Origin of the sequence: Exiguobacterium sp. s145 (assembly GCF_018618835.1) — a bacterium.
Taxonomy (GTDB): Bacteria; Bacillota; Bacilli; order Exiguobacteriales; family Exiguobacteriaceae; genus Exiguobacterium_A; species Exiguobacterium_A artemiae.
Map to the genome: position 1 here is coordinate 258,747 of NZ_JACSMV010000001.1, position 18,078 is coordinate 276,824.

The following is an 18,078-nucleotide window of genomic DNA, read 5'->3' on the forward strand; positions in this document are numbered from 1 at the left end:
TCATAGTGGGGACACATACTATGGGTATGCCGAAGAAAAAAACCGGCATCATGGACTGGCTAACGACAGTCGACCATAAAAAAATCGGGGTTCTCTATATCATCTCTGGATTGTTTTTCCTTCTGGTTGGTGGCGTAGAAGCCTTAATGATTCGTTTTCAATTGATTAAACCGATGAACGATTTCGTCAGCGGTGAATTATTTAACCAGTTGATCACGATGCACGGTACGACCATGATCTTCCTGGCAGCCATGCCGATGTTGATCGGCTATATGAACGCTGCTGTTCCGCTTCAAATCGGAGCACGTGACGTTGCGTTTCCGTTTTTAAACGCACTTGGTTTTTGGTTGTTCTTCTTCGGGGGAGTTTTGTTGAACCTGTCATGGTTCTTCGGCGCAGCTCCGAACGCAGGGTGGACAGCATATGCTCCGCTTTCAACTGTTCCGGAATCTCTCGGTGTTGATTTCTACTCACTCGGATTACAGATTTCTGGTTTCGGTACACTCATGGGGGGGATTAACTTCCTCGTTACGATTTTGAACATGCGTGCACCAGGTATGAAACTGATGCGGATGCCATTGTTCACATGGACAGCATTCGTTGCATCAGCATTGATCGTTTTCGCATTCCCGCCACTTACGGTCGGATTGTTCCTCTTGACGTTTGAGCGTCTGTTCGGGGCACATTTCTTCGATCCGGCAGCCGGTGGTAACATCGTCATCTGGGAACACCTTTTCTGGATTTTCGGTCACCCGGAAGTATACATCTTGATCTTACCGGCCTTCGGGATCTTCTCTGAAATCATTCCTACATTTGCCCGTAAACGTCTCTTCGGTTACACGACGATGGTCTTTGCGACAATGTTAATCGGTTTCTTAGGATTCATGGTTTGGGTTCACCACATGTTCACAGTCGGACTTGGTCCAGTTGCGAACGCAATCTTCGCGGTTGCGACAATGGCGATCGCCGTTCCGACCGGGGTCAAAATCTTCAACTGGCTCTTTACGCTATGGGGCGGTAAATTGACGTTCCCAGTTGCGATGCTCTATTCGGTTGCCTTCATCCCATCATTCCTTGTTGGTGGTATGACAGGGGTTATGCTTTCTGTTGCTCCTGCCGATTATCAGTATCATGACAGCTACTTCGTAGTTGCCCACTTCCACTACGTTATCGTTGGTGGGGTTGTCTTCGGCCTCTTCGCAGGTCTGTACTACTGGTTCCCACTCATGTTCGGGAAACAGCTCAACGAGTTCTGGGGTAAAATTCAATTCTGGTTGTTCTTCATCGGCTTCCACTTGACGTTCTTCCCGCAACACATTCTCGGTCTGACTGGTATGCCACGTCGTGTCTTCACGTACTTGCCAAACCAAGGCTGGGAAACAATGAACTTACTGTCATCAATCGGAGCAGCCTTCATGGGTGTCTCGACAATCGTTCTTGTCGTATCCATCGTTGCAGCATTGATGTCAAAAGAATACGTTAAACGTGACGTCTGGGGCGACGGTCGTACCCTCGAGTGGACGCTTCCTGTTCCAACTCCAGAGTACAACTTTGCACAGATTCCACTTGTTAAAGGTCTTGACACATACTGGCTCGAAAAAATGGCTGGAAACAAAACGGTTTCGGTTTCGGAAGAAGTCGGCGATATCCACATGCCGAACAACTCGATCCTGCCATTCGTCATGTCAGTCGGTTTATTCCTTGCCGGTCTCGGATTCATTCTTCGCCTTGACTACGGTACAGTAGGTCTGATCATCGCCTTGATCGGTCTTGCGATGACACTCTTCGCAATGTTCCTCCGTTCTTGGATTGACGATGAAGGATACTACATCCCGAAAGCGGAAATCGAAAAAGATCTACGCCTTGAAGCTGAAAAGGAGGCGAAGTAAGATGGGACATCATTCAGTACCAAACAACCCGATCACGGGTATTCCGGATCATGTTGAAAAAGCAACACTTGAGGGTAAGAATAAATATGTAGCCTTCTGGTTCTTCCTTGGAGGAGAGACGACATTGTTCGCTTCTCTCTTCGGGACGTACATCGGTTTGCACAACTCTGGTGCAAAAGAAGGATTACGCAGTTACGATATTTTTGAAATGGGTCTTGTCTTCATCATGACGATGCTCCTTCTCACAAGCTCACTGACAAGTGTTCTTGCGATGATGGCGATGAAACGTAATGATGTCAAGAAAATGAAAATGTGGTTGATCATCACGCTTGCACTCGGTTTAGGGTTCCTGAGCGGTGAGATCTATGAATTCAATCATTATTACCACATTGGTCACACGTTTACTTCAAGTGCTTTTGGATCAGCCTTCTACACACTCGTTGGTTTCCACGGAGCACACGTTTTGTTCGGTCTCCTCTGGATTTCGACATTGTTGATCCGGAACTGGAACCGCGGCATCACGGTTGTCAACGCACCGAAATATTATGTTTCAAGTCTTTACTGGCACTTCATTGACGTCGTCTGGGTCTTTATCTTCTCAGTCGTCTACCTCATGGGGATGGTGAAATAAGATGGAAAAACACGAGCCGCAATTAACACGTAATCAAGTTGAACTCGAGATGAAAGCAGATCGCAGCCGCGAGATGCAGTTACAACTCACAAGTTTTGCTTTGATGATTTTTCTCACACTGATTGCTTTTGGTGCGGTCATGGCAGAACTCATGCCACACTGGGCAGCTGGTGGATTTTTAATCATCATGGCAATCGTTCAAGTTTACTTGCAACTTTATATGTTCATGCACATGAACAATAAAGGCAACACTTGGATCAAAGTCATGATGGCACTCGGCGTCTTCGTCGCCTTGACGATTGTCGCGACACTCCGTCTTTTGATCTGGTAATCAATTGTGACCATTCTGCTAACGTTTAGCAGGATGGTCTTTTATTTTGGAATCGTTTTATGAGAAACCTTTACAATGAAATAGGGGAACGGTAATCTTAATCTGTAGGAAAAAGGAACGGGGTGAAAAACATGTTAGGCAATTTAAGGGGATCCTTATCACAATTCGACTGGACCGTTTTATGGAGTCCATACTATGCATTACTTTTAATTGGTATATATGTTTTATACGCTGTATTGACGGAAAAAATCCGTCGACCTGATGAAGCGGAGACGACATTAGGACAAAAGTTTTCGATGCTTGCGGCTTTGTTTGTCTATTACATCGGTTTTGGCAGCCCGCTTGATGTCTTGGCCCATATCACGTTCTCTGCTCATATGTTGCAGATGGTCTTCGTGTACATGGTGGCACCGCCGCTCTTGATGATTGCGATTCCAGGGTGGGTGTTCAAACGGTTGTTTGAGGTACCGTATCTTGGACGGACATTACGATTTTTCATTTTGCCGTTGATTGCACTGATTTTGTTTAATTCACTGTTTACGTTTTATCACATGCCCTTCATCTTTGATTACGTCCTGACGAACTATACGGTGCACCGGATTTTCCACGGGACATTGATTTTCCTCAGTATGACGATGTGGTATCCGATTATCGCACCGGTCAATGAAGAAGACAGCTTGTCGGATTTGAAGAAAATGGTTTATATCGTCGCCAATGGTGTTTTGTTGACGCCGGCGTGTGCGTTCATGATCTTTAGTCAAAGTTTCCAGTACGACGCCTATCAGGATCCGGCAACATTCGCAAAAGTATTAGCATACTGTATGCCGAATAATGATTTGAATGGACTCAACATGGAACGGCTGTTCGGAACAACAAAAGATTTGCTCGAAGACCAGCGTTTTGGTGGGGTTCTCATGAAACTTGGTCAAGAGTTAGTGTATGGGCTGTTCTTTGGTCTGACATTCTTTACTTGGGTCAGACGTTCTAAAAGTACTGCTGTCGATGAAGGTATGTCCTTCTCGCCAAAAGCGGATTAAATTGGGGGAAGTTGGAACATGAGTTATTTGCCGTTGATTTGTGTCTCGTTGATTGTCATCAGTGCGATTTTTGTCGCAATCGGTTGGTTTTTGATTGCGCAGACACGCCGAAATATGAAAGCACACCAATTCGTGATGACGATTGCTGCTGCATTAGCCTTACTATTCTTCATCATGTACGCGTTACGGACGATTCTGCTCGGTAACACGGCGTTTGGAGGACCGGATACGGTCAAACCGTACTACACAGGATTTTTGATTTTCCACATTTTGCTCGCGACATCAGGTGGTGTCCTTGGACTGATGGCTCTGTTCTTTGCCTATAAGAAAAACTTTGCAAAACACCGTAAAATCGGTCCGAAAGCATCGGTCATTTGGTTTTTAACGGCGATTACAGGTGTGATCGTCTACTGTCTGTTATACGTGGTCTACGAGCCGGGAGAGACAACAAATGTGTTCCGGGCCGTCTGGAACCATTAAGGAGGTCTTGATTTGAAGAAAAACAGTTATTTGACTGTCGCCGCAGTCGTGTTGATTTTAGTAGCTGCAGCAGGCGGGTATTATTACTTCTTCATGAAAGAAAAATTACCCGTCATCGCGGAGCCGACACCATTTGAATTGACGAATGCAGTCGATGGGAAACAGTTTAGTTCGGAAGATGGAAAAGTCAAAGTACTGACGTTTTTCTACTCGAACTGTCCGGATATCTGTCCGTTGACGTTAAACGATTACCGTAAACTCGAAAAGCAGTTACGTGCGGAAGAGTTGTACGGAACAGATGTCGAACTGGTCGCGGTCACGGTCGATCCGAAAGTAGATACACAAAAAGTATTGAAAAAGTATGCTTCGAACTTTGAAGCAAATGCAGAAGGCTGGAAAGTGTTGACGGGAGATGATGTCGTCATTGATCGTCTGACACGCCAATTGAATTTCTATTATTCAAAAGCAGAAAGCGGCTTAGTCACACACGGTACGCAGATGTTCATACTCGACCGGGATAATAAAGTCCGGGCAATCTCTTCAATGGCAAAAACGACAGACGAACCGGTCGACTTAGAGGAAGTAATGACATCGGTCAAACAACTTGCGAAGGAGTGAATTCCGTGATGGAACAGCAGTATCAAGTAACGGGCGCAGTAACGGTCTCGGTTCAAGCGATTGAAGAACTTTTACTCTGTACAGTCCTTGATTTCGGTGCGACGGTAGCCCGGATCAAACGGTTATCCGGAGATTCGGTTTCGTTCAGCTTGAAAGTCCAGGTCGACGCCACACGGCTTCCGGACTTGTATCACTATTTGCGTGAACAAGTAAACATCCAATTAGGGGAAGATGTGTTGGACTATCTTCAGTTGGTAGCCAAGTAACCGGGACTCCTCGATTTCAGTGGGATATCCGTAAAAAGTAAAGGAGGCACTTTCTCGATTCGTGAGGAGGTGCCTCCTTTTTAGATAATTGTTACGCAATAAAAAAATCAAAATCCACGAAAGGTGAATTTTGATTCGTTGAGTGCTTATTTTTCGAGTGTTTCAAGCAATGCAGTTAAGCGGCGCTCGCAGTCTTTGACGATCTCAGGAGGGAACTCCTCATCGTATTCGACGCCGTGCGGATAGTAATGTTTTCCGAGTAACGGTGTCAACATCCGAACGACTGCTTGACGGTCTTCGATCTCACCTTGGATGGCATAGACCGGAATACGGAGGTAAAATACCTCGCCCGTCGATTGTTTTTCGTATTTCATGTCATACATGGCACGCTCATAATCCCATTGTCCTTCGCGGACGAAACGGTGATGCGCCATAATCGTTTCGAGTAACCCGAACTTCATTTCCTTATTTTCGATTCCGAACTGTTCAAACTTCATGTGTGAATCCCCCTATACCCCAGTTTGCTAGTGTACACTAGTCTTTCCAAGCTATCATACCATAATGAAACTACCGATAAAGAAAAAGTTGTGAAGTCAATTTGAAGAATTCATGAACTTCCGTATTTTCGCTCAACGTATTCAAGAATCGTATCCGGTGCATGGATGCCGAGGTGATTTAATCCTTCTCCGCCGAAGAAAACGTTAAATTCAAGCACATAAATATGACCGTCTCGGAAAATGAGATCAAATCCGGCATGATCGATATCGAGTTGCTTGGCGAGAGTCAGCACAAAATCAAGTGCCTCCTGTGGAATGTTCTCGAAATCAAGGACACCCCCTTGAGCGACGTTATTCAAAAACTCGGTACCGCCGACCCGCCAATAAGCAGCGAGAACCTGATCGCCGACGACGACGACACGTAAATCCTTTTCATTCGGAATATATTCCTGTACATAAAACGTATCATGTTGCGCCACGTATTTATCCCAGTCCGCGTCATTTTTGATCAGATGGACGCCTTGACCCATGGAACTGCGGACGGTCTTGGCGACGAACGGAAAACTGAACTGATCGAGCACACGGGAAATCGTGAATTCGTTTTTTCCGTAAATTTCTGTCCGGGGAATATTGTCGGGAATAACGGTTTTGAAAATCCGTGTCATTTCGATTTTATCGTGCCCTAAATGGAATGTTGCCGCTGACGGGAAAATCGGTTTTTTCATTCCGTAGATAATAGAATGGATCTGCCAATATTCCGGAAACAAGATAACATCTGCCTGGGCGATTTTATTTAATGAATCAAAATGATAATCCGACTTCGCATGCTCGGTTTTGATACCAATCGTCCGGAACATGTTAAATGATAAAAATTGCATACAATTCATTCCTTCCTTCTGAACAAATTATACACAATTCAGCGTGCTAGGAGCGAGATAAATGTTATGATATGATGGTTAAGTTAAGGAGGAGATTCGTTGTGATTTATTCAGATAAAACAATCGACCTCATCAACGCAGCGGAAGACCTTGCATACTCTCTCTCGCAAAGCGAAACAGGTCAAGCATATAGATTAGCAAAACAGGCACGTGCAAACTCAAGACAAGCACAGGACGTCATTCGTGATTTTAACCGCATTAAGGAAGAATACGAATTGGTGCAACGATTTGGCCGGTATCATCCGGACTATCAAACCATCACAAAAAAAGTGCATGAAATTAAACGTGCGCTTGATTTACAGGAAGAAGTCGCACAGTTTAAGAAGGCGGAGAAGCAATTGGAAACGCTCCTCGGACAAGTCAGTCTCGTCCTGGCCGGACAAGTCTCTCCTCAAATCAAAGTACCGACCGGAAATCCATTTTTCGATCAGGGATGCGCAGGCGGGTGTTCGACTGGCGGAAGCTGCAGCTGTAGCGGTTAAGAACGACACAAGGGAGGAACGGTGTGTGATCAAGGATCGAATCGGACTTATCGTCTATGTCAATGCGTTGAAGGCCTCACGTCAATTGCGTCGGTTCGGAAATGTCTATTTCACTTCAAAACGGGAACGGTACGTTTTCCTATACGTTGATTTGGAACGGCATGAACAGATAGTTGAACGGATTACGGAACTGCCGTTTGTCGAGATCGTCATTCGATCAGAACGGCCGTTCATCAGCGAAACGTATGCGAATAAAAAAGGTAAGATACAAGAAGAAGTCTAACAGGTAGAGCGATGAGGTCATCCTCGTCGCTCTTTTTTGAAAGGATGAGAAGGCATGCGGGTCATATCAGGAGAACGAAAAGGTACACGAATCAAAGCGGTTCCGGGAGATCAGACACGACCGACGACAGATAAAGTCAAGGAATCCTTATTCAATGTCATCGGACCGTATTTTGACGGAGGGAAGGCGCTTGATTTATTTGCAGGAAGCGGAGGTCTCGGAATCGAAGCTTTATCCCGGGGATGCGATGAAGCTGTTTTTGTCGATCAACATTTTAAAGCGGTTCAAACGATTAAAGAAAATTTACAAACAACACGTTTGACGGAGCGGAGCCGTGTCTTAAAAAAAGACGTGACGGTGGCCTTGGCGGAACTGGCGGGCGAATCGCCCTTTAAATTGATTTTTCTCGACCCCCCGTATGCGAAGGAGCAACTCGCCGAGCAAGTGGCCTACATAGAGCAACATGACATGCTGACGGACAACGGCGTTATTGTTTGTGAACATGGATCAGAAACGGAGTTACCGGATGTCATCGGCCGTTTGCAGGTCATCAGACGGCTGCAGTATTCTACGGTCATCTCGATTACATTGTATGAATTTACAGAACTGGAGGAACAAGCATGAAACGAATCGCTATCTGTCCCGGGAGTTTTGATCCCATCACGAACGGGCATCTTGATATCATTGAACGAGCAGCGCCGATTTTTGACGAAATCATCGTTGCCGTATTAAACAATTCCTCCAAGCAACCGTTGTTTTCAGTTCAGGAACGGATGGAGCTGATTTCAGAAGTGACGGAACATTTACCCCATATCAAAGTCGATGCTTTTAACGGGCTACTTGTTGATTATGCTTCGACGGTCGGAGCGGATGTCATCGTCCGTGGCTTGCGCGCCGTGTCGGATTTCGAGTATGAGATGCAAGTCGCGTCCATCAATAAAAAAATGAATGATCAAATCGAGACGTTATTTATGATGACGAACAACCAGTATTCATTTTTAAGTTCATCGATCGTCAAGGAAGCAGCCAAATACGGAGCATCGGTTGCCGGTCTCGTGCCTCCTGCCGTCGAAGAAGCATTACGTCATAAATACAGCGAAGGAGAATTAAGATGAAGGCTTGGAAACCGGCACTGGCTGCTGTTCTCGCAGCGATGATTGCTTTTTTTGTTCCGCTTCCGTATTTCATTTCCTATCCCGGGGACGCGACATCGACAGAGCAGCTGATTGACGTCAAAGGGGCGACAAAAGAACCGGGTGACCTGATGATGCTGACGATTGCCCAGCGGCGGGCGACACCCTATTTTCTCGTAGAGAGCCTGTTTCTGCCGTTTGCGGACCGTTCGAGCGTCAGTGACTATCTATATGACGGCGAGTCGGATGCGCAGTATGAGAAACGTCAGAAGCTTTACATGGAAGAAGCCCAACATAACGCGACGATTGAAGGGTATGAACTTGCAGGGAAAAAAGCGACGGTCGATTTCAAGGGGATTTATGTCTCGGGAATCATTCCGGATGGTCCGGCAGATGGGAAGTTAAAAGCCGGGGATCAGATTACGACGGTTGGCGATAAAGCGATTACTTCGTTGGGCAGTTTCATGAAAACGATCAGCAGCAAAAAAGCAGGAACGAAAGTAAAGCTGACATACCTACGAAACAAAAAACAACGACAGACGAGCATTACCGTCAGTCAGCTGACAAAGGGATCGGAGCGGGTCGGACTGGGAATTTATGAGCCGCTTCCGATATCTTCCGTAAAGACAGATCCGGAAGTCGATTTTAACGTCAAGGATGTCGGCGGTCCATCGGCCGGAATGATGTTCACGCTCGAAATTTATGATCAACTGACGAAAGGCGATTTAGCCAAAGGATATAAAATTGCCGGAACCGGTACGATTGAAGAGGGCGGAAAAGTCGGTCCGATCGGCGGAGCGTGGCAAAAAGTTGTCGCGGCAGACGAAGCCGATGCAGAAATCATGTTTGTCCCGGCGGGTGAAAATTACAAAGAAGCAAAACCGTCAATCCAAAAAATCGAGACGAGTATGAAACTCGTCCCGATCAAGACAGTGGAAGATGCACTGGATTATTTGGAAACACTGCCGGCAAAATGAGCGAAGCGGCGATGTTCTTCAAGCCTGTCATAACGAGCCAAGGGCACAGCGTATGCTGCTGTGACTTGGCTTTCTTTGATGAGCCAGGGATGTTTCTCGAATGTCGAAATGACCGGAATACGCTGTTTGATTTCGCGTAAGGCGAGACGTCCTTTGTCATTGAAGGCCAATGGACGGACGTAGTCGATCCGGTCGAATGCGATATTTTCGAACTCGCTTGATTTAGATGACGTCAACAGGTAGATCAGGACACGCTGCAGGCTGGTCCGGGTGTAACGACGTGTTTTAACAGCCGTCATGAAGTTATCGAACGTCTCGTTTTTACGTGCTCCTTCAATCAAGCGCGGGGCCAAAGAGGAATCGATCCCGTTAAATTGCATTAAATCATCGAGAGGGGTTGTCAGAAGGCGGTGGCGGATAAAAGGATAGTAGGGCTCGAATGAAGCAAAGACCGCATTCCGCAACGTCTCAGCGGTCAGTTCCGGTAAACCGATCAATGAGTGATGCGTTGCGTGATAAGCACGGATTGCCGTGGCACTCATGATGTCACCAGTGGAAAGATCATGGTAGCCGCTCCCGATGCGTTTTGTCGTGTGCAAGGTGATCGTCGAGGCAGCCCGGGCGTAATAATATCCGAGTGTATTATTTGGTGTCGTCAAGTCCAGTGTCGTCGTCATCTCCCGGAATGCTTGACTGGCGGCTGTTGCAGACGATAATCCACGGGCTAACCCTTCCTGCATCAGTTCTTGATAACGCGGAGTCGCTTCCTGGTTTTCGGCAGCAGCCTCGATGAACGGCTCCAATTGACCGCATTCACTCCCGAACGATAAACTTTCCGCACCGATCGTCTCGGCAATCGTGACTCCCCCGAGGGCGAACCGGTCGGCCCGTTGGACGGCGAAATAAAATGGAAGTTCGAGGACGAGATCGATTTCGCCGCTCGCGACAGCCGCCTGCGCCCGGGTCCATTTGTCTGTAAAAGCCGGTTCACCGCGCTGTGTGAACGTTCCGCTCATGATGGCGACAATCAAATCAGCGCCTGTTTCTTGACGTGCGATTTTTGCTTGATAAAGGTGTCCATTGTGAAACGGATTGTACTCAGAAATAATTGCAGTCATTCTCATGAAACTTTCTCCTTTGCAAACCGAATTAAGTGCGGTAATATGGATGAAGACGTCCAAAAGTGTTCGTTCTCTAGCGATTTCAGTGTAAAGAAAAAACATTGACAAAACAAGATGTCCTCTCTATAATTCATATTGTTGCAATTGAGGTGATTCGGATGAAATGGTCCCTGATGCAATTGAATAAATTGCGCAATCTGGGTCAACTTCAGGTTAACGAGACGATTGAGCTTCCTGAGCTTATCGCCCTCCATCCGGATATCCGGGCGGTGCAACCTGTGCACGTTCGTGCAAATGCATCGTTTACATCGAATCAATTAATATTCAATCTCCGGATTACAGGTGAAATGACGCTTCCGGATGCCCGGACGCTGAGTGACGTCGCGTACCCGTTCGAGATTGAATCCATCGAGTCGTTCCTGCTCGAGGTTGATGCTGTTCCGAGTGATTCGGACGACATCAACTTACCGAACGGGAATACGGTTGATCTTCAACCACTCGTGCAAGAATTGATTTTACTTCATGTGCCAGTGCAAGTGCATGGGGATGATGAAGAAAATCAGTTGGTTCAAGGGGAAGGCTGGACGGTTCTCTCTGAAGAAGCGCCAGAAGAAGCTGAACCAAAAATTGATCCGCGACTTGCGGGTCTCGCTCAGTTCTTTAAAAAAGATCAGGATTCCTAATCTTTTCATGAAAAGACGAGTGTATTTTTTCAAGGAGGTGGACAACGATGGCAGTACCATTCCGCAGAACGTCGAAAACACGCAAACGTCTTCGCCGTACTCATTTCAAACTCCGTGTACCAGGTATGGTCGAGTGCCCAAACTGTGGTGAAATGAAACTTTCACACCGCGTTTGTAAAGCATGTGGCTCGTACAAAGGTAAAGAAATCGTCAGCAAGTAAGCTGAATGATCGGTATAAAAGCGACCCTAGAATCGAGCAATCGGTTTGACAGGTCGCTTTTTTTGATGAAAGAAGGAGCGTGGACAGATGAGTCAAGTAGGAATCATCGGTGCCGGATCGATTGGATTATTAATCGCGTCCTACCTTGCAGAACAGCACAGTGTGACACTCTATACGAGACAAACGACAGGTCATGAAATCAAGATCCTCCGGGATAATCAAGTCAGCCGACCTGTAGAGGTGCGGCCGCTTGAACAATTCGAGTCACAAGACTTGGTGTTCGTGACGACAAAGTCGTATGATATAAAAAGTGTGATGCCTTATCTGACGAACGGAAAGATGCCGGTCATGTTCTTACAGAACGGGATGGGGCATGTGAAAGAAGCGGAGCAAGTACCGCAGGCGTTGTTCGGGATCGTCGAGCATGGTGCCATGAGAACGGGACAATACGCGGTCCGACATACCGGAATGGGACGGATCCGCTACGGGCGGGTACCCGTCGCGATGCTCGAGGCGACACCGTTGCAGTTTGAGTATGTTCCGGACATCGCGCAGGTCATGTTAACGAAATTATTCATGAACGCCGTCATCAATCCATTAACTGCCTATTACCGGATTACGAACGGTCAATTACTGGAAGCACCTTACGCTGAAAAGGCACACGGTATTTTTGAAGAGTTGCGGAACGTCTTTCCGGAGCATCCGATCAGCTATGAAGAAATCGAACAGGTCATCAGACGAACCGCGCTGAATCGTTCGTCGATGCTTCAAGATATAGAGCAGGGAAGACAAACAGAAATTGAGCCGATTGTCGGTTTTGTCCTGGAACACGCGGTGAATCCGACACCCTTACTGACTTTTTATTTTAATCAGATTAAATCTCAGGAAAAAAGAGGGGATTCGATGTGACGTGGTTTATTATTTTTCCAATCTTCAGCTTAGTTAGCTTATACCTTATTTTTTTGATGGTCTTTCGCCAACACGGAAAAGCAGTCCGGTTGGCGCTTGATTTAGGTACATTCATCGTATTGTATGGAATTCACGTCGCCTTGATTGCCCTGACCGGTCAAAATTATTTAGGGTGGCTGTTAATCGCCGTCCTCTTGATTTTTGCAGTCAATGCCTTATGGCAACGGATCAAAAAGGTGGATGTGGATTATATACAGATGATTCGACACAGTTGGCGGATTACGATCTTGATTGCTCTTCCGGTTCAGTTGACGCTGTTTGGAATCGGAATTCAACAACTGTTCATTCATTGATTTTGTCAGAAAGAAGGGATTTTGTTTGAAGGTACAATCATTTGACGCCTTGTATGATGAAGATTCATTGATGCAGAAAGCTTCCCGTCAAGAATTTTCGAAATACGTTGATCATATTGGAACAGAAGGAATGCAGGCAAGAAGCGGCCTGTTGCAAGAAAGGCAGTATCCGCATCTGAATGCGCTTGTCGATGAATTGATGCGGCAAAACCCCCGGCTGAACGACAGCCTGAAGGAACGTCTTGAACTGTTGCGGACAGGTGAGGCGCAAGTCGTGATCACCGGTCAGCAAACGGGAATCTTCGGCGGTCCGATGTATGCCGTTTATAAATTGCTGACCTGTCTAAAGGTTGCGCGCCAAACGGAAGAACTGCTGAATCGTCCGGTTCTCCCAATTTTCTGGCTCGCAACCGAAGACCATGATTTTGATGAAATCAATCATCTGATTGTACCGACACATGATTTCCGGACACGGAAACTGGCAATCCAAGCACCGGATTCGATTTCGCGTTCCGTCAGTCGGCTGGCATTTGACCAGACGGCCGTCAATGAAATCGTTCGTCAGGCACTATGTACCGAACAGGAAACACCGTATACAAAAGAGTTACTGGCACTGTCGGACCGGTTAATCGAATCGAGTACGACATACGGAGAGTTTTTTGCTTCGTTCCTGGGAGAACTTGTCGATCACGATATCATCTTTTTTGATGCAGATACGGAAGCAGTCCGCCAGCTTGAAATTCCGTTTTTCGAACGACTGATTCAGGACAATGCTGAAATCCGGCAAGCGTTATCGAAAGGCATCCAAGAAACAACCGAATTGCCGGATACCTTTTTAAACGAAGAAGCAGCCCATCTGTTTGTGGAGGACATCGGACGTGATTTATTGTATCCGGGACAAGATTTTGTGACGAAACAAGGGAAGACCTATACGGAGCTTGAGCTGTTGGCATTACTGTATGCAAGTCCGGAACGTTTTTCAAACAGTGTCGTCACACGTCCGTTGATGCAGGATTACTTATTCCCGACACTTGCTTACATCGGAGGACCGGGAGAAATTGCATACTGGACAAGATTACGCCCGTTGTTCCATCATTTCGATTGGACGATGCCGGTGCTGATCCCACGGATGGGAGCCGTCATGTTACAGGCACGGGACGAGAAAGGACTTCGGCGTCATGGTCTGAGTCTCGAACAAGTGCTTCATACAGGCGTGCCGCTCGCACCATTTGACGCGGCGGCAATAAAACGGCATTTGCATGACGCAACCCTCTTAGGAACAGTCCTGGTCGAGGAAGTCACGCGGATCGAACAACAGGAGTTACGTACGACGGCTGTCGCAACGAAACTGAACAAACAGCTTCAACTTGCCGTAGAGACGATCGTCGATCAAAAGCGGCGTCTCCATGAACAGGCGAATCGTTCGGACCGCGCCTTGCAGTATCAGTTGGCACCCGATCATGCACCGCAGGAACGGATTCATTCGATATTGCCTTGGCTGAACCGATACGGTTTGAATTTAGTTCAGACCTTACGGATGCACTATGAACAAACCGAGGCGGAACAATTGAAAATTATGCTCTAAACCTGCGAAATAAGCAGGTTTTTTTGTTTTTTTAACGAAAGATACACAAAAGTTCAAAAAATCAAGGAAACTGTCTCATTTTCGTAACGTTTTCAAGAAAGAATATGATACATTGAAAAAGAGTAACGTCCAGTTTGGACAGTGAAAGGTGAGGCAGCACATGTTTGAGCATGAAACAGTATTAAAATGGGAGTCCATTAAAGGGCTGAATATCAAACCTGACGGGATTTATGTCGATTGTACGTTGGGTGGAGCAGGACACAGTGAAGAAATCGTCAAGCAGTTGACGACAGGACATCTGTACGCGTTTGATCAGGACGATGTCGCACTGGCACATGCAGCAGAACGTCTCGCGGCGTATGAAGGTCGCTTTACTTTAATAAAAAGTAATTTCGTACATTTAAAAGAGGAATTAGAAGCACGATCCGTAACAAAAGTGGACGGGATTTTATTTGATCTCGGCGTATCTTCTCCACAACTAGACGAAGGCGAACGTGGATTCAGCTACAACTTTGACGCCCGACTGGATATGCGAATGGACCAAACGTCACCGCTGTCTGCGTATGAAGTCGTCAATGAGTGGCCGTATAACGATCTTGTTCGGATTTTGTTTACATATGGGGAAGAAAAGTTCTCCAAACAGATTGCCCGCAAGATTGAGAAGGCACGTGAGATTGCACCGATTGAAACGACATTTGAACTGGTCGAGTTAATCAAAGATGCGATTCCGGCACCAGCCCGCCGTAAAGGAGGGCATCCGGCCAAGCGGACGTTCCAAGCGATCCAGATTGCCGTCAATGACGAACTGAATGTTTTTGATCGAGCCGTGTATCAGGCGATTGATTTACTCGCTGTCGGTGGGCGCTTATGCGTCATCACTTTCCATTCGCTCGAAGACCGGATGTGTAAGCAAGCATTCAAAGAAAAGTCATCTTTACCTGAGCTTCCGCAAGGATTGCCGATGATCCCAAAAGAATTTGAACCAGAACTGCGTCTGGTGACAAGAAAACCGATTACAGCAGGAGACGATGAACTCGATGATAATCGCCGGTCACGCTCCGCCAAATTACGAATTGTTGAAAAAATGAAGGAAAGTTGAGAGGAGCATTCAAATGGCAGAACCACTTCGTAAACCGATGCAATCCATGGAACCTGTTCGGCAGCAACCTATCCAAGAACCACGTAAGACGGAAGATATCGCACGTCGTGTTGCGGTTCGTCCAAAATATCGTTTGTATCCATTTGAAAAGTTTTTGTACAGTGCGATGATTGGCGGAATTGTCCTCTTTGGCAGTGTGACGATTGGTGCTCATAACGAAGCTTACAATGTCAGTCGCGATCTCGCGAAAGAAAACCAAGTGACGCAAGAGATGAAAAAAGAGAATGAACGTCTTCAACTTGAAGTGACCAACTTAAGCTCTCCAGAACGCATTTACAAGATTGCGAAAGAACAAGGTCTTGATATGCGAAAAGGGAACATTAAGGTGATTCCTAAATGAATCCACTATCTAAATCCCGACGGAGAGTAGCCTTTGTCATGTTGATATTTGCTGCTCTCTTTTTGGTGTTCATTTCACGCTTTTTATACTTATCGACGACAAAAAAATTCCACGGAGAAGACATGTTGGTCTACGCGGAAAAAAAACGTTGGGAGTCGCAATCGACATTATCGGCAGAACGTGGAGAAATTTTTGACCGGCTCGGTTCACCGATTGCGATCAACATCCCGTCCTATCACTTAGTGGCAATCTACCGGTTGGGCGGAGTGAAGGATCCGGACGAGACAGTGGTCGATTTCAAGAAAACAGCGACCGGACTGGCGCCGATTTTAGGCATGTCGGTGAAAGAGCTGGAAACGTATCTGATTGAAAATAAAGATCGGTCTCAAATCGAATTCGGTAAAAAAGGGAATGACTTGACGGTTGATCAGAAAGAACAGATCGATCGGTTGAAGTTGCCCGGAATTCGATTAATCGAGGAACCGAAACGCTATTATCCGAACGGAATTTTCCTGTCGGATACGCTAGGATTCGTCCAAAAAATTACAGAAGATAACGGGCGGGTTGTCTTAAAAGGACAGATGGGCATCGAAAAACAATACGATGAGGCCTTACGTGAATCGTTTGGCTCCCGTGTCTTTGAAAAAGATCGCAGTGGCGGAGAGTTGGTTCAAGGTACGTCAAAAATCTCAAATGAGCCGAAAGACGGATCCAATCTGTATCTGACGATTGATCACCGGATTCAGCAGGCGCTTGAGAAGCAGATGCAGAAGATGTACAACGAATACAAACCGAAAAATGCGACCGGAATCGTCATGGACGCCAAAACAGGTGAAATTTTGGCAATGACGGATCGTCCGTCATTTAACCCGAATTTACGTGATATGACGGATTTTACGAACTTTGCCGTCTCGTCTCGATTTGAACCCGGATCGACGATGAAGATTTTCACGTTGGCTGCTGCCATCGATGCAGGGGTCTTCCGTCCGAACGAACCTTATAAATCAGGAAGTTACAATTACAAGGGGACCGTCATTAAAGACTACAATGATGTCGGCTGGGGAACGATTCCGATGATTGAAGGGGTTTATCACTCCTCAAATGTCATGTTCTCGATTCTGACGGCTGAAAAGCTTGGAATCGAGCGCTATAAAGACTATTTCAAGAAGTTTCATTTCGATCAAAAAACGGGTATAGATATCTCGGGTGAAGTAAACAGTCAATCTGATCTGTCAAAACCGCTGAATACGCTGATTACATCGTGGGGACAATCGACGGCGGTAACGCCGATGCAAATTCTCCAAGGGGCGACAGCGATTGCCGGAGACGGTGAAATGGTCAAACCGCATATTATCCAAAAAGCGGACCATACGGACAAAGCGCCGTATAAAGCCAAGACAGAAGTAGTCGGAAAACCGATTTCCGCGGAAGCGGCAAAAGCGACCCGGGAAGCACTGGACGGTGTCGTCAACAGTAAAATCGGAACCGGACAGATGTACAAGCTGAAAGATTACCGTGTCATCGGGAAAACAGGGACGGCCCAGATTTCCGAGAACGGGAAATACATCCAAGGGCAGTTCATCCACTCCTTTATCGGAATGGCGCCAAAGGATGATCCGGAATTGATCATGTATATCGCGGTCGATCGGCCGTCGAAAAATGAATCGTCGGTTTCCGGTCCAAGCATCATGAGTCCTGTCTTCAAAAGTGTTATGAATACAGCATTACAGTATCGAAGCATTAAACCGGCGACTCAAAAAGAGTCGGTGGATGTCAAAGCGAAAATCATTCCGAGCTACATCGGGAAAAGTATGAATCAGGCGGAAGAGATGGCGAAAGAGCAAGGTGCCGTACCGGTCGTGTTAGGTGACGGGGTCGAAGTCGTCTCCCAAATTCCGACCCGCGGACAGGAATTCGTCAGCGGGGAACGTGTCCTCTTCAAAACAGGACGGACGTTTAAGATGCCTGATATCACCGGGTGGTCACAACGGGATGTCAAAAAGCTTGTCAGTCTCTATAATTTAAAGTTAGACGTGATTGGTAAAGGTTTTGTAACCAAACAATCGGCGCGAACTGGTACACTAGTGAAAGAAAATGGAAAGCTGACGGTGGAACTCGCTGAACCAAAAGAGTAAGAAACAGCGG

23 protein-coding genes are annotated in these 18,078 nt (G+C 46.5%); 20 read left to right on the forward strand and 3 right to left on the reverse strand.

Annotated elements, in window-relative coordinates:
* Window positions 1-20: 20 nt before the first annotated feature.
* From ctaD to KNQ07_RS01295, 7 genes are all read left to right on the forward strand, one after another.
* The gene (ctaD, locus tag KNQ07_RS01265; RefSeq protein ID WP_026827913.1) at window positions 21-1,889 is read left to right on the forward strand and encodes a cytochrome c oxidase subunit I; all 1,869 of its coding nucleotides are present in this window, start codon (window positions 21-23) and stop codon (window positions 1,887-1,889) included.
* A gap of 1 nt (window position 1,890) precedes the next feature.
* Window positions 1,891-2,520, forward strand: a complete 630-nt coding sequence (locus KNQ07_RS01270) for a cytochrome (ubi)quinol oxidase subunit III (protein ID WP_012370856.1) — start codon at window positions 1,891-1,893, stop codon at window positions 2,518-2,520.
* Between the two features lies 1 nt (window position 2,521).
* Window positions 2,522-2,851, forward strand: coding sequence for a cytochrome C oxidase subunit IV family protein (locus KNQ07_RS01275; protein ID WP_026827914.1), 330 nt, complete (start codon window positions 2,522-2,524; stop codon window positions 2,849-2,851).
* A gap of 131 nt (window positions 2,852-2,982) precedes the next feature.
* Window positions 2,983-3,888, forward strand: coding sequence for a cytochrome c oxidase assembly factor CtaG (ctaG, locus tag KNQ07_RS01280; protein ID WP_214763648.1), 906 nt, complete (start codon window positions 2,983-2,985; stop codon window positions 3,886-3,888).
* Between the two features lie 18 nt (window positions 3,889-3,906).
* Complete coding sequence (locus tag KNQ07_RS01285) at window positions 3,907-4,368, forward strand: DUF420 domain-containing protein (protein ID WP_012370853.1); 462 nt, start codon at window positions 3,907-3,909, stop codon at window positions 4,366-4,368.
* Window positions 4,369-4,380: 12 nt separating this feature from the next.
* Window positions 4,381-4,986, forward strand: a complete 606-nt coding sequence (locus KNQ07_RS01290; RefSeq protein ID WP_114595415.1) for an SCO family protein — start codon at window positions 4,381-4,383, stop codon at window positions 4,984-4,986.
* 8 nt (window positions 4,987-4,994) lie between these two features.
* Entirely contained in the window at window positions 4,995-5,252 is a 258-nt protein-coding gene (locus KNQ07_RS01295) for a hypothetical protein (RefSeq protein ID WP_012370851.1), read from the forward strand.
* Window positions 5,253-5,398: 146 nt separating this feature from the next.
* Here the strand turns inward: KNQ07_RS01295 and KNQ07_RS01300 are convergent, their stop codons facing one another.
* Window positions 5,399-5,749, reverse strand: a complete 351-nt coding sequence (locus KNQ07_RS01300; RefSeq protein ID WP_012370850.1) for a YugN family protein — start codon at window positions 5,747-5,749, stop codon at window positions 5,399-5,401.
* A gap of 110 nt (window positions 5,750-5,859) precedes the next feature.
* Window positions 5,860-6,627 (reverse strand): ATP-grasp domain-containing protein, encoded by a 768-nt coding sequence (locus KNQ07_RS01305; RefSeq protein WP_234944529.1) that lies wholly within the window; start codon window positions 6,625-6,627, stop codon window positions 5,860-5,862.
* A 101-nt stretch (window positions 6,628-6,728) separates the two neighbouring features.
* Between KNQ07_RS01305 and KNQ07_RS01310 the strand changes: the two genes are divergently transcribed.
* The 5 genes from KNQ07_RS01310 to KNQ07_RS01330 are packed head-to-tail and all read left to right on the forward strand — an operon-like array spanning window position 6,729 to window position 9,562.
* The gene (locus KNQ07_RS01310; RefSeq protein ID WP_012370848.1) at window positions 6,729-7,169 is read left to right on the forward strand and encodes a YlbF/YmcA family competence regulator; all 441 of its coding nucleotides are present in this window, start codon (window positions 6,729-6,731) and stop codon (window positions 7,167-7,169) included.
* 25 nt (window positions 7,170-7,194) lie between these two features.
* A complete protein-coding gene (locus KNQ07_RS16210) occupies window positions 7,195-7,452 on the forward strand; it encodes a YlbG family protein (protein WP_214763652.1) in 258 nt (85 codons plus the stop codon).
* A 54-nt stretch (window positions 7,453-7,506) separates the two neighbouring features.
* Window positions 7,507-8,076: a 16S rRNA (guanine(966)-N(2))-methyltransferase RsmD gene (gene rsmD / locus KNQ07_RS01320; RefSeq protein ID WP_214763653.1), complete on the forward strand. Its 570-nt coding sequence runs from the start codon at window positions 7,507-7,509 to the stop codon at window positions 8,074-8,076.
* Window positions 8,073-8,567 carry a pantetheine-phosphate adenylyltransferase gene (gene coaD, locus KNQ07_RS01325; RefSeq protein ID WP_012370845.1) on the forward strand — a complete coding sequence of 165 codons (495 nt, stop codon included), beginning with the start codon at window positions 8,073-8,075 and terminating at the stop codon, window positions 8,565-8,567. The genes rsmD and coaD overlap by 4 nt, the downstream gene beginning before the upstream one ends.
* Window positions 8,564-9,562 carry a SepM family pheromone-processing serine protease gene (locus KNQ07_RS01330; protein WP_214763654.1) on the forward strand — a complete coding sequence of 333 codons (999 nt, stop codon included), beginning with the start codon at window positions 8,564-8,566 and terminating at the stop codon, window positions 9,560-9,562. Before coaD ends, KNQ07_RS01330 begins: the two co-directional genes overlap by 4 nt.
* Here the strand turns inward: KNQ07_RS01330 and KNQ07_RS01335 are convergent.
* Window positions 9,535-10,686, reverse strand: a complete 1,152-nt coding sequence (locus KNQ07_RS01335; protein ID WP_214763659.1) for a tRNA(Met) cytidine acetate ligase — start codon at window positions 10,684-10,686, stop codon at window positions 9,535-9,537. The genes KNQ07_RS01330 and KNQ07_RS01335 overlap by 28 nt on opposite strands.
* Window positions 10,687-10,841: 155 nt before the next feature.
* On the opposite strand from KNQ07_RS01335, the gene KNQ07_RS01340 reads away from it, so the two are divergent.
* From KNQ07_RS01340 to KNQ07_RS01375, 8 genes are all read left to right on the forward strand, one after another.
* Entirely contained in the window at window positions 10,842-11,366 is a 525-nt protein-coding gene (locus KNQ07_RS01340) for a YceD family protein (RefSeq protein WP_012370842.1), read from the forward strand.
* 47 nt (window positions 11,367-11,413) lie between these two features.
* Complete coding sequence (gene rpmF, locus KNQ07_RS01345) at window positions 11,414-11,587, forward strand: 50S ribosomal protein L32 (RefSeq protein WP_012370841.1); 174 nt, start codon at window positions 11,414-11,416, stop codon at window positions 11,585-11,587.
* A gap of 87 nt (window positions 11,588-11,674) precedes the next feature.
* Window positions 11,675-12,496, forward strand: a complete 822-nt coding sequence (locus KNQ07_RS01350; RefSeq protein ID WP_214763662.1) for a ketopantoate reductase family protein — start codon at window positions 11,675-11,677, stop codon at window positions 12,494-12,496.
* Window positions 12,493-12,849, forward strand: a complete 357-nt coding sequence (locus tag KNQ07_RS01355; protein ID WP_012370839.1) for a DUF3397 domain-containing protein — start codon at window positions 12,493-12,495, stop codon at window positions 12,847-12,849. The genes KNQ07_RS01350 and KNQ07_RS01355 overlap by 4 nt, the downstream gene beginning before the upstream one ends.
* Window positions 12,850-12,874: 25 nt before the next feature.
* On the forward strand, window positions 12,875-14,434 hold the full coding sequence (gene bshC, locus KNQ07_RS01360) for a bacillithiol biosynthesis cysteine-adding enzyme BshC (protein ID WP_214763664.1): 1,560 nt from the start codon (window positions 12,875-12,877) through the stop codon (window positions 14,432-14,434).
* A gap of 160 nt (window positions 14,435-14,594) precedes the next feature.
* Window positions 14,595-15,533: a 16S rRNA (cytosine(1402)-N(4))-methyltransferase RsmH gene (rsmH, locus tag KNQ07_RS01365; RefSeq protein WP_214763670.1), complete on the forward strand. Its 939-nt coding sequence runs from the start codon at window positions 14,595-14,597 to the stop codon at window positions 15,531-15,533.
* A gap of 13 nt (window positions 15,534-15,546) precedes the next feature.
* The gene (ftsL, locus tag KNQ07_RS01370; protein WP_012370836.1) at window positions 15,547-15,933 is read left to right on the forward strand and encodes a cell division protein FtsL; all 387 of its coding nucleotides are present in this window, start codon (window positions 15,547-15,549) and stop codon (window positions 15,931-15,933) included.
* Window positions 15,930-18,068 carry a penicillin-binding protein gene (locus KNQ07_RS01375; protein ID WP_214763674.1) on the forward strand — a complete coding sequence of 713 codons (2,139 nt, stop codon included), beginning with the start codon at window positions 15,930-15,932 and terminating at the stop codon, window positions 18,066-18,068. The genes ftsL and KNQ07_RS01375 overlap by 4 nt, the downstream gene beginning before the upstream one ends.
* Window positions 18,069-18,078: the final 10 nt, after the last annotated feature.

What these genes read in the sequence shown, in the direction of transcription:
- ctaD (WP_026827913.1), top strand. Translation starts at nt 21, where the DNA reads ATGGGTATGCCGAAGAAAAAAACCGGCATCATGGACTGGCTAACGACA.
- KNQ07_RS01270 (WP_012370856.1), top strand. Translation starts at nt 1,891, where the DNA reads ATGGGACATCATTCAGTACCAAACAACCCGATCACGGGTATTCCGGAT.
- KNQ07_RS01275 (WP_026827914.1), top strand. Translation starts at nt 2,522, where the DNA reads ATGGAAAAACACGAGCCGCAATTAACACGTAATCAAGTTGAACTCGAG.
- ctaG (WP_214763648.1), top strand. Translation starts at nt 2,983, where the DNA reads ATGTTAGGCAATTTAAGGGGATCCTTATCACAATTCGACTGGACCGTT.
- KNQ07_RS01285 (WP_012370853.1), top strand. Translation starts at nt 3,907, where the DNA reads ATGAGTTATTTGCCGTTGATTTGTGTCTCGTTGATTGTCATCAGTGCG.
- KNQ07_RS01295 (WP_012370851.1), top strand. Translation starts at nt 4,995, where the DNA reads ATGGAACAGCAGTATCAAGTAACGGGCGCAGTAACGGTCTCGGTTCAA.
- KNQ07_RS01300 (WP_012370850.1), bottom strand. Translation starts at nt 5,749, where the DNA reads ATGAAGTTTGAACAGTTCGGAATCGAAAATAAGGAAATGAAGTTCGGG.
- KNQ07_RS01305 (WP_234944529.1), bottom strand. Translation starts at nt 6,627, where the DNA reads ATGCAATTTTTATCATTTAACATGTTCCGGACGATTGGTATCAAAACC.
- rsmD (WP_214763653.1), top strand. Translation starts at nt 7,507, where the DNA reads ATGCGGGTCATATCAGGAGAACGAAAAGGTACACGAATCAAAGCGGTT.
- coaD (WP_012370845.1), top strand. Translation starts at nt 8,073, where the DNA reads ATGAAACGAATCGCTATCTGTCCCGGGAGTTTTGATCCCATCACGAAC.
- KNQ07_RS01330 (WP_214763654.1), top strand. Translation starts at nt 8,564, where the DNA reads ATGAAGGCTTGGAAACCGGCACTGGCTGCTGTTCTCGCAGCGATGATT.
- KNQ07_RS01335 (WP_214763659.1), bottom strand. Translation starts at nt 10,686, where the DNA reads ATGAGAATGACTGCAATTATTTCTGAGTACAATCCGTTTCACAATGGA.
- KNQ07_RS01340 (WP_012370842.1), top strand. Translation starts at nt 10,842, where the DNA reads ATGAAATGGTCCCTGATGCAATTGAATAAATTGCGCAATCTGGGTCAA.
- rpmF (WP_012370841.1), top strand. Translation starts at nt 11,414, where the DNA reads ATGGCAGTACCATTCCGCAGAACGTCGAAAACACGCAAACGTCTTCGC.
- KNQ07_RS01350 (WP_214763662.1), top strand. Translation starts at nt 11,675, where the DNA reads ATGAGTCAAGTAGGAATCATCGGTGCCGGATCGATTGGATTATTAATC.
- rsmH (WP_214763670.1), top strand. Translation starts at nt 14,595, where the DNA reads ATGTTTGAGCATGAAACAGTATTAAAATGGGAGTCCATTAAAGGGCTG.
- ftsL (WP_012370836.1), top strand. Translation starts at nt 15,547, where the DNA reads ATGGCAGAACCACTTCGTAAACCGATGCAATCCATGGAACCTGTTCGG.
- KNQ07_RS01375 (WP_214763674.1), top strand. Translation starts at nt 15,930, where the DNA reads ATGAATCCACTATCTAAATCCCGACGGAGAGTAGCCTTTGTCATGTTG.